This is a genomic window from Paraburkholderia sp. BCC1886 (genome assembly GCF_900996245.1).
GTDB lineage: Bacteria > Pseudomonadota > Gammaproteobacteria > Burkholderiales > Burkholderiaceae > Paraburkholderia.
In genome coordinates this window covers 35,264-50,770 of the sequence record NZ_CAAJGK010000040.1, presented here as the reverse complement: position 1 = coordinate 50,770, position 15,507 = coordinate 35,264, and the positions used below count along the sequence as shown (strand labels likewise).

The 15,507-nt window shown below is 62.2% G+C and carries 15 protein-coding genes and 1 tRNA gene; 9 read left to right on the top strand and 7 right to left on the bottom strand.

The window, feature by feature from the left end:
* Nucleotides 1–205 precede the first annotated feature (205 nt).
* From pstS to phoR, 7 genes are all read left to right on the top strand, one after another.
* The gene (gene pstS, locus FQ746_RS09255; RefSeq protein ID WP_144108711.1) at nucleotides 206–1,237 is read left to right on the top strand and encodes a phosphate ABC transporter substrate-binding protein PstS; all 1,032 of its coding nucleotides are present in this window, start codon (nucleotides 206–208) and stop codon (nucleotides 1,235–1,237) included.
* A gap of 162 nt (nucleotides 1,238–1,399) precedes the next feature.
* Entirely contained in the window at nucleotides 1,400–2,401 is a 1,002-nt protein-coding gene (pstC, locus tag FQ746_RS09250; protein WP_144108709.1) for a phosphate ABC transporter permease PstC, read from the top strand.
* Nucleotides 2,398–3,294 (top strand): phosphate ABC transporter permease PstA, encoded by an 897-nt coding sequence (pstA, locus tag FQ746_RS09245; RefSeq protein ID WP_144108707.1) that lies wholly within the window; start codon nucleotides 2,398–2,400, stop codon nucleotides 3,292–3,294. The genes pstC and pstA overlap by 4 nt, the downstream gene beginning before the upstream one ends.
* 17 nt (nucleotides 3,295–3,311) lie before the next feature.
* Nucleotides 3,312–4,160, top strand: a complete 849-nt coding sequence (pstB, locus tag FQ746_RS09240) for a phosphate ABC transporter ATP-binding protein PstB (RefSeq protein WP_144108705.1) — start codon at nucleotides 3,312–3,314, stop codon at nucleotides 4,158–4,160.
* A 28-nt stretch (nucleotides 4,161–4,188) separates the two neighbouring features.
* Nucleotides 4,189–4,893 carry a phosphate signaling complex protein PhoU gene (gene phoU, locus FQ746_RS09235; RefSeq protein WP_144108703.1) on the top strand — a complete coding sequence of 235 codons (705 nt, stop codon included), beginning with the start codon at nucleotides 4,189–4,191 and terminating at the stop codon, nucleotides 4,891–4,893.
* Nucleotides 4,894–4,922: 29 nt separating this feature from the next.
* Nucleotides 4,923–5,624, top strand: a complete 702-nt coding sequence (gene phoB, locus FQ746_RS09230) for a phosphate regulon transcriptional regulator PhoB (RefSeq protein WP_144108701.1) — start codon at nucleotides 4,923–4,925, stop codon at nucleotides 5,622–5,624.
* A gap of 54 nt (nucleotides 5,625–5,678) precedes the next feature.
* A complete protein-coding gene (gene phoR / locus FQ746_RS09225; RefSeq protein ID WP_144108699.1) occupies nucleotides 5,679–6,992 on the top strand; it encodes a phosphate regulon sensor histidine kinase PhoR in 1,314 nt (437 codons plus the stop codon).
* A 66-nt stretch (nucleotides 6,993–7,058) separates the two neighbouring features.
* On the opposite strand, the gene ppk1 is transcribed toward phoR, so the two are convergent.
* Nucleotides 7,059–9,122 (bottom strand): polyphosphate kinase 1, encoded by a 2,064-nt coding sequence (gene ppk1, locus FQ746_RS09220; RefSeq protein WP_144108696.1) that lies wholly within the window; start codon nucleotides 9,120–9,122, stop codon nucleotides 7,059–7,061.
* Nucleotides 9,123–9,322: 200 nt separating this feature from the next.
* On the opposite strand from ppk1, the gene FQ746_RS09215 reads away from it, so the two are divergent.
* The gene (locus tag FQ746_RS09215; RefSeq protein WP_144108694.1) at nucleotides 9,323–10,993 is read left to right on the top strand and encodes a Ppx/GppA phosphatase family protein; all 1,671 of its coding nucleotides are present in this window, start codon (nucleotides 9,323–9,325) and stop codon (nucleotides 10,991–10,993) included.
* A gap of 150 nt (nucleotides 10,994–11,143) precedes the next feature.
* Here FQ746_RS09215 and FQ746_RS09210 read toward each other — a convergent pair whose 3' ends face one another.
* The 4 genes from FQ746_RS09210 to FQ746_RS09195 form a co-directional block, all read right to left on the bottom strand.
* A complete protein-coding gene (locus FQ746_RS09210; protein WP_144108692.1) occupies nucleotides 11,144–11,968 on the bottom strand; it encodes a GNAT family N-acetyltransferase in 825 nt (274 codons plus the stop codon).
* 192 nt (nucleotides 11,969–12,160) lie between these two features.
* On the bottom strand, nucleotides 12,161–12,625 hold the full coding sequence (gene sixA, locus FQ746_RS09205) for a phosphohistidine phosphatase SixA (protein ID WP_144108690.1): 465 nt from the start codon (nucleotides 12,623–12,625) through the stop codon (nucleotides 12,161–12,163).
* A gap of 163 nt (nucleotides 12,626–12,788) precedes the next feature.
* Nucleotides 12,789–12,865: transfer RNA gene (locus FQ746_RS09200), tRNA-Pro, on the bottom strand.
* Between the two features lie 119 nt (nucleotides 12,866–12,984).
* Nucleotides 12,985–13,143: a DUF3309 family protein gene (locus FQ746_RS09195; RefSeq protein ID WP_144108688.1), complete on the bottom strand. Its 159-nt coding sequence runs from the start codon at nucleotides 13,141–13,143 to the stop codon at nucleotides 12,985–12,987.
* Between the two features lie 295 nt (nucleotides 13,144–13,438).
* Here FQ746_RS09195 and FQ746_RS35140 point away from each other — a divergent pair, with 295 nt between their 5' ends.
* Nucleotides 13,439–13,618 (top strand): hypothetical protein, encoded by a 180-nt coding sequence (locus FQ746_RS35140; protein WP_144108686.1) that lies wholly within the window; start codon nucleotides 13,439–13,441, stop codon nucleotides 13,616–13,618.
* Between the two features lie 146 nt (nucleotides 13,619–13,764).
* Here the strand turns inward: FQ746_RS35140 and FQ746_RS09185 are convergent, their stop codons facing one another.
* Nucleotides 13,765–15,129 carry an MATE family efflux transporter gene (locus tag FQ746_RS09185; protein WP_260853956.1) on the bottom strand — a complete coding sequence of 455 codons (1,365 nt, stop codon included), beginning with the start codon at nucleotides 15,127–15,129 and terminating at the stop codon, nucleotides 13,765–13,767.
* A complete protein-coding gene (locus FQ746_RS09180) occupies nucleotides 15,126–15,443 on the bottom strand; it encodes a DUF2288 domain-containing protein (protein WP_144108681.1) in 318 nt (105 codons plus the stop codon). The genes FQ746_RS09185 and FQ746_RS09180 overlap by 4 nt, the downstream gene beginning before the upstream one ends.
* Nucleotides 15,444–15,507 lie beyond the last annotated feature (64 nt).

The following is a 15,507-nucleotide window of genomic DNA, read 5'->3' as shown; positions in this document are numbered from 1 at the left end:
AAGAGCGACGGTGCCCGACACCGTCGCCGTTTCCCCAGCCGTTCACATCCCGATTCAAACCCCGGTTTAAACCCCGCCCCGCCTTTCACTCCGTAACCCCACTGTCACATCAGCTTCACCATCCGTCACGTTACTGTCACATTGAGACTCTAAGCTTCGCGGTGTTCGTGTTAATCGCTCACACCGCTCACACCCTGGAGGTCTCATGAAATTGATGCAAACCGTGTTCGCTGGCGTCGCTGGCGCGCTTTTCGCACTCTCAGCGCAAGCCGCAGACATCACCGGCGCGGGCAGCACCTTCGCAGCACCGATCTACATGAAATGGGCCGATGCCTATCAGAAATCCGGTGGCGGCAAGGTGAACTATCAAGGTATCGGCTCGTCGGGCGGTATCAAGCAGATCGAAGCGAAAACAGTCGATTTCGCCGGTTCGGACGCACCGCTCAAGGACGACGAGCTGGCTAAAGCCGGCCTGTTCCAGTTCCCGACGGTGGTCGGCGGTATCGTGGCCGCGGTCAACGTGCCGGGCGTGAAGCCGGGCGAACTGACGCTGTCGGGCGAAGTGCTCGGCGACATCTATCTGGGTAAGATCAAGAAGTGGAACGACCCGGCAATCGTCGCGTTGAATCCGAAGCTGAAGCTGCCGGATACCGACATCGCCGTGGTTCGCCGCGCCGACGGTTCGGGCACGACGTTCATCTGGACGAACTATTTGTCGAAGGTCAACGCGGACTGGAAGTCGAAGGTCGGTGAAGGCGCAACGGTCAACTGGCCGACGGGCACGGGCGGCAAGGGTAACGACGGCGTCGCGGCATTCGTGCAACGTCTGCCGGGCGCGATCGGCTACGTGGAATGGGCGTACGCGAAGCAAAACCACATGACGTACACCGCATTGAAGAATGCAACGGGCGCCGTGGTCGAGCCGAAGACGGAAACCTTCAAGGCAGCCGCAGCCGGTGCGGACTGGTCGAAGTCGTTCTACCAGATCCTGACGAACGAGCCGGGCAAGGACGCATGGCCGGTCGTCGGCGCAACGTTCGTGCTGCTGCACAAGGCACAGGACAAGCCGGCGCAAGGGACGGAAACGCTGAAGTTCTTCGACTGGGCGTTCAAGAACGGCACGCCGGCCGCGAACGAACTGGACTACATCTCGCTGCCGGAATCGGTGACGGCTGAAATCCGCACGCAGTGGAAGTCGGCCGTGAAGGACGCATCGGGCAAGTCGGTCGCGGAATAAATCCGGCCGTATCGTCGCGAGTTGCATCATGTAACGCGCCGGCCGTCCTCGTGTGAGGATGGCCGGCGGCATTGCTGCCGCAGGACAACGGTCTTGCGGTTACTGGCACCCGCCAGCAGGCACCGTCCGGTTCCTCTGGTTCATCAGGTCCATCAGGCTCTCATGTCCGATATTCAATTAGCGTCTGGCGCGCGCAAGTCGACACCGCCGGGCCGCGCATCGCAGCAGAAAGCGCCTGGCCGCGCCGGCGATGTCATCTTCGGCGGTCTCGCGCGTCTGGCCGCCATCATTACGCTGTTACTGCTGGGCGGCATCATCGTGTCGCTGATCGTGGCCTCGTTGCCGTCGATCGAGCAGTTCGGCCTCAGTTTTCTGTGGACCGCCGAATGGGATCCACCTAGCAAACACTTCGGCGCGCTGGTGCCGATCTACGGCACGATCGCCACCTCGCTCATCGCGCTCATCATCGCCGTGCCGGTCAGTTTCGGCATCGCACTGTTTTTGACCGAACTCGCGCCCGCGTGGCTGCGTCGGCCGCTCGGCATCGCCATCGAACTGCTCGCGGCAATCCCGTCGATCGTCTACGGCATGTGGGGCCTGCTGGTGTTCGCACCGATCTTCGCGACGTGGTTCGAAAAGCCGCTCGGCACCGTGCTCGGCGGCATTCCGTTCGTGGGCGCGCTGTTTCAGGGCGCGCCGATCGGCATCGGCATTCTGTGCGCCGGCGTCATTCTCGCGATCATGATCATTCCGTACATCGCCTCGGTGATGCGCGACGTGTTCGAAGTCACGCCGGTTCTGCTGAAGGAATCGGCCTATGGCATCGGCTGCACGACGTGGGAAGTGATGTGGAAGATCGTGCTGCCGTTCACCCGCAGCGGTGTGATCGGCGGCGTGATGCTCGGCCTCGGCCGCGCGCTCGGCGAGACGATGGCGGTCACCTTCGTGATCGGCAATACGAATCTGCTCGACAACGTGTCGCTGTTCTCGCCGGGTAACAGCATTACCTCGGCGCTCGCCAACGAGTTCGCCGAAGCCGATCCGGGCCTGCACACGTCGGCGCTGATGGAGCTCGGCCTGATCCTGTTCGTGATTACCTTCATCGTGCTGGCGATTTCGAAAGTCATGCTGCTGCGCCTCGAAAAAGGGGAGGGCGCGAAATGAACCAGTCCATGCTGAACATGCCGGGGTCGAACGATCCGGCTGCACTCGAAGCCATGCGCGTGCGTCTGCAAGGACGCCGCCGCACGAAGAACGCCATCGCGTTGACGATGTCGCTCGCCGCGATGGCCTTCGGCCTGATCTGGCTCGTGTGGATTCTCTATACGACGCTGCGCCTCGGTCTCGGTGGCCTGTCGATCGCGTTGTTCACGCAATCGACGCCGCCGCCGAACACCGATGGCGGCGGTCTCGCGAATGCGATCGTCGGCAGCGGCATGCTGATCGGCCTCGCCACTTTCGTCGGTACGCCGATCGGCATTCTGGCCGGCGTGTACCTCGCCGAGTATGGCCAGAAGGGCTGGCTCGCCGGTCTCACGCGCTTCATCAACGACATCCTGCTGTCGGCGCCGTCGATCGTCGTCGGTCTGTTCGTCTATGCGCTCGTGGTTGCGAAGATGGGTCACTTCAGCGGCTGGGCCGGCGTGTTCGCGCTCGCGTTGCTGCAGATTCCCATCGTGATCCGCACGACGGAAAACATGCTGAAACTGGTGCCGAACGCGCTGCGCGAAGCGGCCTTCGCCCTCGGCACGCCGAAGTGGAAGATGGTGCTGTCGATCACGTTGAAGGCCTCCGTCGCCGGTATCGTCACCGGTGTGCTGCTCGGCGTTGCGCGCATTGCCGGCGAAACGGCGCCGCTGCTGTTCACCGCGCTGTCGAATCAGTTTTTCTCGCTGGACATGGGTCAGCCGGTCGCCAATCTGCCGGTCACGATCTACAAGTTTGCGATGAGCCCGTTCGCGCAATGGCAGTCGCTCGCCTGGGCCGGCGTCTTTCTGATCACGCTCGCGGTGTTGGGACTCAACATCGTCGCGCGCACGATCTTCTCGAACAAGTAAGGGCGGAGTGTAATCCGATGAATATGGCAGAAACTCAACTGAATACGATCGAGCGCCCGAGCGCGCCCGCCGGCTTCGAACCCGCCCAGAACGGTCCGGCCGCCGAGGCGTCGCGTCCGAAGATCGAGGTCAACGACCTGAACTTCTTCTACGGCAAGTATCACGCGCTGAAGAACATCAACCTGCGTATTCCGGAAGGTAAGGTGACGGCGTTCATCGGCCCGTCGGGTTGCGGCAAGTCCACGCTGCTGCGCACCTTCAACAAGATGTACGCGCTGTATCCCGAGCAGCGCGCCGAAGGCGAGATCCTGATGGACGGCGAAAACCTGCTCACGTCGAAGCGGGATATTTCGCTGCTGCGTGCGCGCATCGGCATGGTGTTCCAGAAGCCGACGCCGTTCCCGATGTCGATCTACGACAACATCGCATTCGGCGTGAAGATGTTCGAAACGCTGCCGCGTTCGGAAATGGACGACCGCGTGGAATGGGCGCTGACCAAAGCCGCCTTGTGGAACGAAGTGAAGGACAAGCTCGGGCAGAGCGGTTACGGTTTGTCCGGCGGTCAGCAGCAACGTTTGTGTATCGCACGCGGCATCGCGATCCGTCCTGAAGTGCTGCTGCTCGACGAGCCGTGCTCCGCGCTCGACCCGATTTCGACGGGCCGTATCGAAGAGCTGATTGCCGAGCTGAAGAGCGATTACACCGTCGTGATCGTCACGCACAACATGCAACAGGCGGCACGCTGTTCGGACTACACTGCGTACATGTATCTCGGCGAACTGATCGAATTCGGCGACACGGAAAAGATCTTCATCAAGCCGGTCCGCAAGGAAACCGAAGACTACATTACCGGCCGCTTCGGCTGAGTCGACGAGCACAATAACGGAGTACGTCATGTCCGATAAACATTTGTCCAGCCAGTTCGATGCCGACCTGAACCTCGTTTCGTCGAAGGTCCTCGAAATGGGCGGCCTCGTCGAATCGCAGATCGTCAATGCCATGCAGGCGCTCAACGAGTTCGACCTCGACATCGCCGAGCAGGTGATTCTCGCCGAAGACCGTCTGAACAAGATGGAAGTGGAAATCGACGAAGAGTGCAGCAACATCATCGCGCGCCGTCAGCCGGCGGCACGCGACCTGCGTCTGCTCATCGCGATTTCGAAGACCATCACGAATCTCGAACGCGCCGGCGACGAAGCCGAAAAAATCGCCAAGCGCACCAAGCGTCTGATGGAAGACGGCGCGTCGCGCACCATCAACATCGCCGAGATCAAGCTCTCCGGCGAAATGGCCGTATCGATCCTGCGCCGTGCACTCGATGCGTTTGCGCGCCTCGACACGGTGGCCGCCGCGCAGATCGTGCGCGACGACAAAGCCATCGACGAAGAATTTCGCGCGTTCGTGCGCAAGCTGATTTCGTACATGACTGAAGATCCGCGCTCGATTTCCGTGGGCCTCGACTTTCTGTTCATCGCCAAAGCGATCGAACGGATCGGCGACCACGCGAAGAACATCGCCGAGTTCATCATCTACATCGTCAAGGGCACGGACGTGCGGCACAAGTCGCGCGACGCGCTCGAACGCGAAGCACTCAGCTAACTCCATCAGAATAAGGACTAGAGGTGCCGATGCCCAGCAGCATTCTCGTCATTGAAGATGAGCCCGCCATTTCCGAACTCATTTCGGTCAATCTTCAACACGCCGGACACTGCCCGATTCGCGCGTACAACGCGGAGCAGGCGCAGAACCTGATCAGCGACGTGTTGCCCGATCTGGTCCTGCTCGACTGGATGTTGCCGGGCAAATCCGGCATTGCGTTCGCGCGCGACCTGCGCAACAACGAGCGCACCAAGCACATCCCGATTATCATGCTGACCGCGCGTGGCGACGAACAGGACAAGGTGCTCGGCCTCGAAATCGGCGCGGACGACTACGTCACCAAACCGTTTTCGCCGAAAGAACTGATGGCGCGTATCAAGGCGGTGCTGCGCCGCCGCGCGCCGCAGCTCACCGAAGATCTGGTCGCGATCAACGGCCTCAAGCTCGATCCGGCCACGCATCGCGTCGCCGCGAACAACGAAGGCAGCGAGATCAAGCTCGATCTCGGTCCGACCGAATTCCGTCTGCTGCATTTCTTCATGACGCATCCGGAGCGCGTGCATAGCCGCACGCAACTGCTCGATCAGGTGTGGGGCGATCACGTGTTCGTCGAAGAACGGACGGTCGACGTGCATATCAAGCGCCTGCGCGCGGCGCTCAAGCCCGCCGGGTGCGATGCTATGATCGAGACGGTGCGCGGTAGCGGCTACCGGCTCGCCAAGAGCGCCTGAACCGCGGCGGCGCTCGCGCCGCCCGCGTTTGTTTTCCTCTTCGATCGCTAGACCATGAACATCATCTGGGCGCGCTCCATCGTGTCGGTCGTGCTGCTGGGCGTTCTGTGCGTGGTGGTCGGCGCACTCGTCAACGTCGAAACAGGACTGTCGCTTGCGGTCGTTCTGTTACTGGCGCAAAGCCTGTTCGGCACGTTTCATAAACAGCGGTTGTGGCGTCTGCTCGACGCACCGGTCTACGGCGAAGTGCCGAGTGCTCCCGGCATCTGGGGCGAAATCTACTACCGTTTGCACAAGCTCGCGAAGCGCTGGCATGCGCAGGTGCGTCAGGTGGAGCAGCAACATTCGCGTTTCATACAGGCGATTCAGGCGTCGCCGAACGGCGTCGCGATGCTCGACGATCACGACCAGATCGAGTGGTGCAACGCGATCTCCGAGGTGCACTTCGGCCTCGATGCGAAGCGTGATTTACGTCAGCACATCACGCATCTGGTGCGTCAGCCGGACTTCGTGCGCTACCTGAATTCGCATCGCTATGAAGAGATGCTGATCATGCGCGGTATGGGCGAGAAGCGGCAGAACGTGTTGTCCGTGCAGGTGTTTCCGTACGGCGAAAATCGCAAGCTGGTGCTCTCGCAGGACATCACCGAACTCGAGCGCACCGACGCGATGCGGCGCGACTTCGTCGCCAATGTTTCGCATGAACTCAAAACGCCGCTGACCGTACTGTCGGGTTTTCTCGAGACCATGCGCGAGCTGCCGTTAAGCGAAGCGGAGCGCGCGCGCTATCTCGATCTGATGGAGCAGCAGTCGTCGCGCATGCGCCACATCGTCAACGATCTGCTGGTGCTCGCGAAACTGGAGGGCGACAACAAGCCGGCCAGCGATCAGATGATCGACATGCGCGCAGTGCTGCGGCATTTGCAGGACGATGCGGAGAGCCTGTCGAGTCAGCATCACCGGATCGTGTTCGATGCCGACGAGGGGCTCACCGTGACCGGCGTTGAAACGGAGATTCTCAGCGCGTTCGGCAATCTCGTGACCAATGCCATCCGCTATACGCCGGACGGCGGCGCCATCAAGGTCGTGTGGCAACTGCAGGGCGGCAGTGCGATGTTCGCCGTGACCGATAGCGGCCTCGGCATTCCGGCTGCGGATATTCCCCGGCTCACCGAACGCTTCTATCGCGTGGATCGTAGCCGCTCGCGCGATACCGGCGGAACCGGGTTGGGCCTCGCGATCGTCAAGCACGTGTTGCAACGGCACGATGCGCAACTCGAAGTGACGAGCGAAGAGGGACGCGGCAGTACGTTCACGGTGCGGTTCCCGGCGGTGCGCACGGCGCGGCGACTGCCTGCGCCGGCTTGATGTCACGCATAAAAAAGCCCGCCGGTCGCATGACCTGGCGGGCTTTTCAGCATCGAGTGCGAATTCCTACGAGCAGTACTTTCCCAATAGACTCATCTGCGCATTGCGCGACGATTTTCCGGGACGCCTGCGCCGGTAATGACCGTCGCTCTGCATCAGCCAGGCGGCCTGGTTATCGCCGAGAAACGCCGACAGACCTTCGGCGATCACGCGCCGTTTGAGTCGCCGGTTGTTGATGGGAAACGCCACCTCTACGCGCCGGAACAGATTGCGATCCATCCAGTCCGCGCTCGACAGATACACCTGCTCCTTACCGCCGTCGTAGAAGTAGTAAATGCGATGATGTTCGAGAAAGCGCCCGACGATGGAGCGCACCGTGATGTTCTCCGACAGTCCCGGCACACCGGGCTGCAACGAACACACGCCGCGCACGATCAGATCGATTTTCACACCCGCTTGCGACGCCTCGTACAACTCGGCGATCACCGTCGGTTCGAGCAGCGCGTTCATCTTCGCGACGATGCGGGCCTTCTTGCCGGCGCGCGCATTGTCGGCTTCCACGCGAATGGCTTCGACCAGCTTCGGGTGCAACGTGAACGGCGACTGCCACAACTCGTGCAACCGCAATTCGCCGCCGATGCCGGTGAGTTGCTGAAACACGTGATGCACGTCCTCGCAAATTTTCTGGTCGGCGGTCATCAGGCCGAAGTCGGAATACAGACGTGCGGTGCGCGGATGGTAATTGCCCGTGCCCAGATGCACATAGCGTTTGAGCGTGCTCTTGCCGCCCGCCGACACGCGCCGCACGATCAGCATCATCTTCGCGTGGCATTTGTGACCCACCACGCCATACACGACGTGCGCGCCGACGGCTTCGAGTTGCGAAGCCCAGTTGATATTGGTTTCTTCGTCGAAGCGTGCCAGCAGTTCGACCACGACCGTGACTTCCTTGCCGTTGCGCGCGGCCTGCATCAGCGCGTCCATGAGCGGCGAGTCGGTGCCGGTCCGGTAAATGGTCTGCTTGATCGCGACGACGTGCGGATCTTTGGCCGCCTGCAGCAGCAACTCGAGCACCGGCTGAAAACTTTCGTACGGATGATGCAGCAGCACGTCGCCCTGATCGATCACGTCGAACATGCTCGCACTATTGGCGATCTGCGCGGGAATCGACGGAATGTGCGGCACGAATTTGAGGTCGGGCCGGTCGACCATCTCCGGCAACTGCATGAGCCGTACTAGATTGACCGGACCGTCCGCGTAATAGCAGTCCTTGTCGCTCAGACCGCTTTCGTCGAGCAGGCGCCGCACGACGTGAATCGGCGTTTCCGCGGACACTTCGAGACGCACCGCATTGCCGAGATGGCGCGCGGGCAACTCGCCCTGCAACGCGACGCGCAGGTTGGTGATTTCGTCTTCATCGACGAACAGTTCGCTATTACGCGTGATACGAAACTGGTTGCAACTGCGCACCACGAGATTCGGAAACAACTCGCCGACGAAGCGTTGCAACAGCGAGCTAAGCAGAACGAAGCCGTGCGGATAACCCGACAACGCTTGCGGCATGCGCACCAGTCGCGGCAACGCGCGCGGCGCCTGGACGATGCCCATCATCGCCTGCCGGCCGAAGGCGTCCTTGCCTTCGAGTTCGACCACGAAGTTCAGGCTCTTGTTGAGCACGCGCGGAAACGGATGGGCCGGATCGAGGCCGATGGGCGTGAGCACCGGAAGCAGTTCGTCGAAAAAATAGTTGCGCGCCCAATCGCTTTGCGCTTCGTTCCACGCTTCGGTGCCGTGAAAATAGATGCCTTCTGCTTCGAGCGCCGTGAGCACGGTGTCGTGCAGCATCGTGTACTGACGATGCACGAGCTTCTGCGCCCGCTCGACCACGAGGTCGTACACGTGTTGCAGCGACATGCCGTCCGGCGCCAGCGCGCCAGGATTGTCGCGCATCTGCTCCTGCAGACCGGCCATGCGGACTTCGAAGAATTCGTCCAGATTGCTACTGGTAATACAGATGAAGCGCAGGCGCTCGAGTAACGGCACAGCGGGGTCGGCGGCTTGCGCCAGGACCCGCTCGTTGAAACCAAGAATGCCCAGTTCGCGATTCAATAACGGGTAGCGGATGGACATCGGCAGCGAGAAGGGAGTGTCGGAAAGAGAGGCGTAAAGGCCTTCTGAAATTCTCACAGTATGATGACGTTGTTATGACAATCCTGAATTTTCGATTCTACGCCGTATTCGTTGCGTGTCGTCAACATGACGCAGTGCGTATGGGACCATAGCGCTTCCCCTTACTGCAAGGTGACATCGTGAGCCACGGTACGCTTAGAATGCAGTCTTTGAACAGCAGCGCGGCCGGGCCGAAGTCACCCAGGGAACCCAAGGTTCCCAAGCCACCCAGGCCGGAGACAGTGCCCGGTGCATCCTCCGGGTCCACCGTTTCCACCGCATCCACCGCCGCCGCGCTTCGCCGCATGGAGTCCGCCTACCCGATGGTCAACACCCCACAACTCCTCGCCGCCGTCGATCTCGGCTCGAACAGCTTCCGGCTGATCGTAGGCCGTGTCGAGGAAACCGACGCGGGCAGCCAGATTTTTCAGGTCGACGCCCTACGTGAACCCGTGCGCCTCGCCGCAGGTCTGTCGCGCGACAAGATGCTCGATCGTGCTTCACAGGTGCGCGGTTGGGACGCATTGAAGCGCTTCGGCGAACGGCTGCGCGACTTCGACCCCGAGCATGTCCGGGCCGTCGCCACTAACACGTTGCGCATCGCCAAGAACGCTCACGAGTTCCTCGGTGAGGCGCAAGCAGCGCTCGGTTTTCCGATCGAAGTGATCGCCGGACGCGAAGAAGCACGGCTCATCTATGCCGGTGCAGCACACTCCGTGCCCGCGAGCGCGGGCAAGCGCCTGGTGGTGGATATCGGCGGCGGCTCGACGGAATTCATCATCGGGTCGCACTACACGCCGCTCAAGATGGAAAGTCTGTATATCGGCTGCGTGAGCCATAGCCGTGCGTTCTTCCCGGCCGGCAATGTCGACGAGTACACGATGCGGCAAGCCGAACTCGCTGCGGGCCGCGAAATCCAGATCATTTCCGCCGAGTACAAGAAGACCGGCTGGGAGCAGGCCATCGGTTCGTCGGGCACCGCGCGCGCGTTGGCGGAACTGGTCGAAGCGAACGGCTTCAACGATCCGGGCATCACGCATGGCATCTCGCGCGGCGGGCTGGAGCGACTCAAGCGCGCGTTGATCAAAGCCGAAAACGTCAATCGTCTGAAGCTGGTCGCGTTGAAGGGCGATCGCATTCCGGTGCTGGCGGGCGGCCTGTCGATCATGATCGCGGTGTTCGACGAACTCGGCGTCGATTATGTCGATACGACGGACGGCGCGTTGCGTCTGGGCGTGCTGTACGACCTGCTCGGGCGCTCGCAACACGAAGACATGCGCACGGTCACGGTGGAAGGTTTCATGCGCCGCTATGGGGTCGATCGCGCGCAGGCGGGGCGTATCGGCGAACTCGCGGTGAGCTTCTACGATCAGTTCGCCGAGCCCGACAACGACCGTCGCGTCGAAGATCACATGTTCCTCGGCTGGGCGGCGGCGTTGCACGAAATCGGTCTGTCGATTTCGCACAGCGCCTATCACAAGCATTCGGCGTATATAGCAAGCAATGCGGATATGCCGGGCTTTTCCCGCACGGATCAGGCGCGCCTCGCGGCGCTCGTGCTCGGCCATGCGGGCAAGCTCGGCAAGCTGTCGCAAACCCGCGAAGTGGAGTGGCCTTTGCTGTTTTGCGTGCGGCTGGCGGCATTGTTGAGCCGGCGGCGTACGGATGTCGGTTTGCCTGGTATCGCGGTGTCGCGGGTCAATGGCGGCTACGAAGTACGCTTGCCCAACGAGTGGGTCGCTAACAATCCGCTGACCGATTACAGCCTGATCCAGGAAGCGGCGGAGTGGGAGAAGGTCGGGATTCCGTATCGCGTCGTGTATACGGATTGAAGCGCGGATTGAAGCGCGGATAGAGAAGCGCGGATAGAGAAGCGCGGATTGAAGCGCGAATCGAAGCGCGGATTGAAGCGCGCCGCAAAGCATCGACAGTGAAGCAGAAAGCCCGGCTATGCGCCGGGCTTTTTTATGCGCCGCGTCTTCTCAGCGCGGCAGTGCGTCGCCGAGAAAATGTTTGGCGTAGCGCGCGTTGATATCGGCGAGACGGAACAGCGTCAGGAAATCCGCCGTATTGAAGTCGGGATCCCATGCCGGTGCGCCGCAGATTTTCGCACCGAGCCGCAGATAACCTTTGACGAGCGGCGGCGGCGCGACATCGGCGCCGGTTTGCAATTCGTCGATCGGCAGGGGCGTGTGCGCGAACGCGCGATACTCCGGCGGGGTCAGCGCATGCTCGCGCAGCGCGCAGTACAGGTTCGCCGCGTAGTGTCCGCCGTCGGCCATCGCGACGCTCGCGCAGCCGAGCATCGTGTCGTAGCCGTTGTGTTTCATGTAGGCGGCAAGGCCGGCCCACAGCGACATGATCACCGAGCCACTGCGATAGTCGGGATGCACGCAGGAGCGTCCCACTTCCACCATCCGCGCGCGCAGATGCGTGAGCCGCGACACGTCGAATTCGCTCTCCGCATACAGACGGCCAATGCGCGCAGCCTGATGCGGCGGCAACGCGCGGTACGTGCCGACCACTTTCAGCGTATCCAGATCGCGCACCAGCAGATGGTCGCAGTAAGCATCGAATGCATCGACGTCGAGACCGGCGGGGCCGGTCAGACGCGCGCCCATTTCATCGGCGAACACGCGATAGCGCAGGCGTTGCGCCTCGCGGAGTTCTTCATCGGTCCGTGCCCAGGTGACCTGCAGGCGATGCTGTGCGGTGACCGTTTCCTCGGCGCGTGGCAGACGACGTGCTTCGTGGTTCGAAGCGGGGCTGGCGGCGAGGTTCGAAGTGGGCGTCGGCAGATCTCGCATGGGGGGTCCTGGTCGAAGAAAGAATGGTTTCTTTTTTCGCCAATGTAGTAACGCCCGGTGACGCTCGCATGGCACGGCCATGACGATTGGATGACGGGTCGTAAGCCCGCCACGTGCCGCTTGTAATGTCGATGAGAGATTCGCGCAATATTTTTTGCGCCTGCGCGGAGCAGGGTGGAGCGATTCAGGCCTTCACACCAGATCAGGCGTGATCGCTGCGCGCAGCACCGCATGGTCGTCGCCGTCGTCCCCGCGCTCGCGGCCGGCAATCCACACGACGCCGGCCTTCTTCACTGGCCAGCTACCTTCGCTGTTGCCGAGCAGCCGTGCCGCCACGTGACCGAGCGTCGGTTGATGACCCACGATCACCACCGTTTGCGCGATGCCCTTAGGCCAGCCGGCGGCAGCGAGCACGTCGTTCGCGCTCGCGTTCGGCGCGAGTTCGCGCATCACGCGGTATTGGTCGCTCAAGGTTTCCGCGGTCTGAATGGTGCGGACCGCCGGGCTCGCCAGCACGACGGCATGCTCGGGCAAACGCGTGCGCAGCCACTTGGCCACGTTCTGCGCCTGCTTGCGGCCGCGCGTGGTGAGGGCGCGGGCAAGGTCGCTCGCGGCGAAGTCTTCGGCTTCGGCGTGACGCCAGAGGATCAGATCCATACGTGTCTCCTGATTCCGGTCGTGGCCGTGCGACGAACGGCCACTCCCGGCGATTTGACCTATCGTTCACGGCACCTTGGGGCATGCGACTGCGGTGTGCGTCGGCCAAAAAGCAAAAACCCGCGAAGCCGATGGCGACGCGGGTTCCGTACTGCTTTTTTCGTGGTCGGAGCGATAGGATTCGAACCTACGACCCTCTGATCCCAAATCAGATGCGCTACCAGGCTGCGCTACGCTCCGACGAATCCGAGATTCTAAGGGGCATAGGGTGCCAGAGTCAATCGCGATTTGTCTGGCGATCAAAGCGCGCTCGAAAAAAACGTGCGGACGCAGTGCGAACGCTGTCTGAACGCGCGGCGTTATATGCGACCCATCAACAGCAGAATGATCACGATGATCAGCACCACGCCGACCAGCCCCGTCGGTCGATAACCCCAGCCGCTGCTATACGGCCAGCTCGGCAAAGCGCCGATCAACAGCAGGATGAGCACGATAAGCAGGATGGTTCCGATAGTCATTCGAGTTCTCCTGGCTGCCCCGCGCGGAGCCGGGGCGCATAGTTGGTAAATTGGGCCGCACTTCAGCCTCGAGACAATCGACGCGACCGGTGCACCCAGTGCATGACGTGCATCGCTTGCGTCGAGCAATCAGCAAGGCATGTGCCCGTCAGGCTGTCGAAGATGTAGGGGAAAGCGCTTTGCGGTTAGACTTCCGGCGCTTCGAGGCAGGTGTGCACGGCGATTCGTGAAAAGCGCGAATCGTGAACACGCCGGCCTCGCGTTTCGACCTCAACCGTTTCGAGAGACCTTTGCGATGATTCGTGTTCTATTGACTGTGTCGTTCGTGCTTGCCGGCGTAGCAGGGATTGCCGGCTGTGCCGACACGCCATCCGGCCATCATGGCGGACCGCCGCCGCAAGACCCCGCGGATTACCACGGTGTCCCGACCGATACTCATCCGCCGGCTATGGTTCCTGCTCCGGTCACGCCATGAGGTTGGCGATGAAGATATCGAGGCGGGAAGGCGAAGCGTCGACGCGGGCACGCCAACGCTTCTGACCCGCACACACTGTTCGCGCGGAGCGTGCGGGCTGCGCTCATTCTAGGGAACTGCGCATAGCGCATCTGTATGCGCTTGTATCAAGCCGTAACCGGCATACCCTCCATGCCACGCGATACGCGCGGCAGATAGCACGCCAGCGCGACGCCTCGCGCGGCCATGAAGGCCAGCATCGCGGCCCACAAACCGTGATTGCCGTACATCGCCGAGAGAATCCACGCGGCGCTCATGAACACCGCGAACGACGCCACCATCGACGTCATCAATTCGCGCGTGCGAGTGGCGCCGATGAACACGCCGTCCAGCACGAAGCCGCCCACCGAAGCGATCGGCAGGATGGCGGCCCATGGCAGATAAATCTCGGCGGCCGCGCGGATGCCGGGCTGATCGGTCAGCCGCTCGACGATCCACGCGCCCGTGCCGAAGTAGATCAGTGAGAAACCCAGCGCACCGATGGCGGACCACAGCGCCGTTATCTTGACCGCCTGAGTAAAAGCATGCCGGTTGCGCGCGCCGATCGCCGCGCCGACCAGCGCCTCGGCGGCGTGGGCGAAGCCATCGAGTCCATAGGACATGAAGGTCTGAAAATTCAGCAGCAGCGCATTGGCGGCGAGAATCGCGTCGCTCTGCCGCGCGCCCAGATGCGCGAACCAGCCGAACGATGCCAGCAGACACAGCGTGCGCACGAAGATATCGCGATTGAGCGTGAACAGTCGCCTGAGCGCCGCCGGGTCGAGCAACGCGGCGCGGTTCAGCTTCGGCAGACCACGCGGCCAGCCATGCCACAACAGGAAAGCGCCGAGCACGAAGCCGAGCGCATCGGCGGTGGCGGTGGCCGCACCAATGCCCGCTATGCCCCACCCGAAGCCATACACGTAAAGCAGTACAGCGACGATATTCACGCTATTGATAAACACCTGCGAGACCAGCGCGAGCCGCACGCGTTGGGTGCCGAGCAGCCAGCCCAGCACGACATAGTTGCCCAGCGCCGCCGGCGCGGCCCAGATGCGCGCATCGCAATAGGCTCGTCCCTGGCGTTGCACCTCGGCGCTGCCGCCGATGGCGCGCAACGCATAGTCGATCAACGGAATTTGCAACGTCAGCACGAGCGCGCCGATGAAGGCGGCGAGCAACAGCGCGCGCACTACGTCGTTACGCAAGCGGGCGTGATCGCTTGCGCCATGCGCCTGCGCGACGAGGCCCGTGGTTCCCATGCGCAGGAAGCCGAAGCCCCAGAACACGAAGTTGAAAAACAGTCCGCCGAGCGCGACGCCGCCGAGATAGGACGGCCCGTCGAGGTGGCCCGCGACGGCAGTGTCGACCACGCTGAGAATCGGCTGGGTGAGGTTGGCGAGGACGATGGGAAACGCCAGCGTCAATACGCGCCGGTGCCAGTGAACGGGCAGGGCAACTGTCTCTGCCACGCCGGGTGTCGCGTCGTTCAACTGCGTTCCTGCACGCATACCCACGGCGATACCACGACCGCCCACAGGTCGGGATCCCGCGCGGCGAAGTCCGCGGCGGTTTCCGCCTGCACCCGTTCAACGAGTCCCGCGGACAGCCATTGCGTGACCTGCGCGGTGTCGTCGCTGGCAATCGCCTCGGCGACGCTCACGAGGTCGAGGTCGCGCGCCACGCGCAGCAGAATGCCGCGCGCAAAAAAACGTTCGAGTTCCGACCAGCCGATCTTGGCGGTTTCGGCGAGCAGCTTGGTGTACAGCGGGCCGGGAGTGGCGTCGGGGGCGTCTGGGGAAGTCATCGTAAGCAGATTCTGACGGGGGAGCTACTATAAACCATCGGCGCTTGCCGCCGTGGCGGCGCGC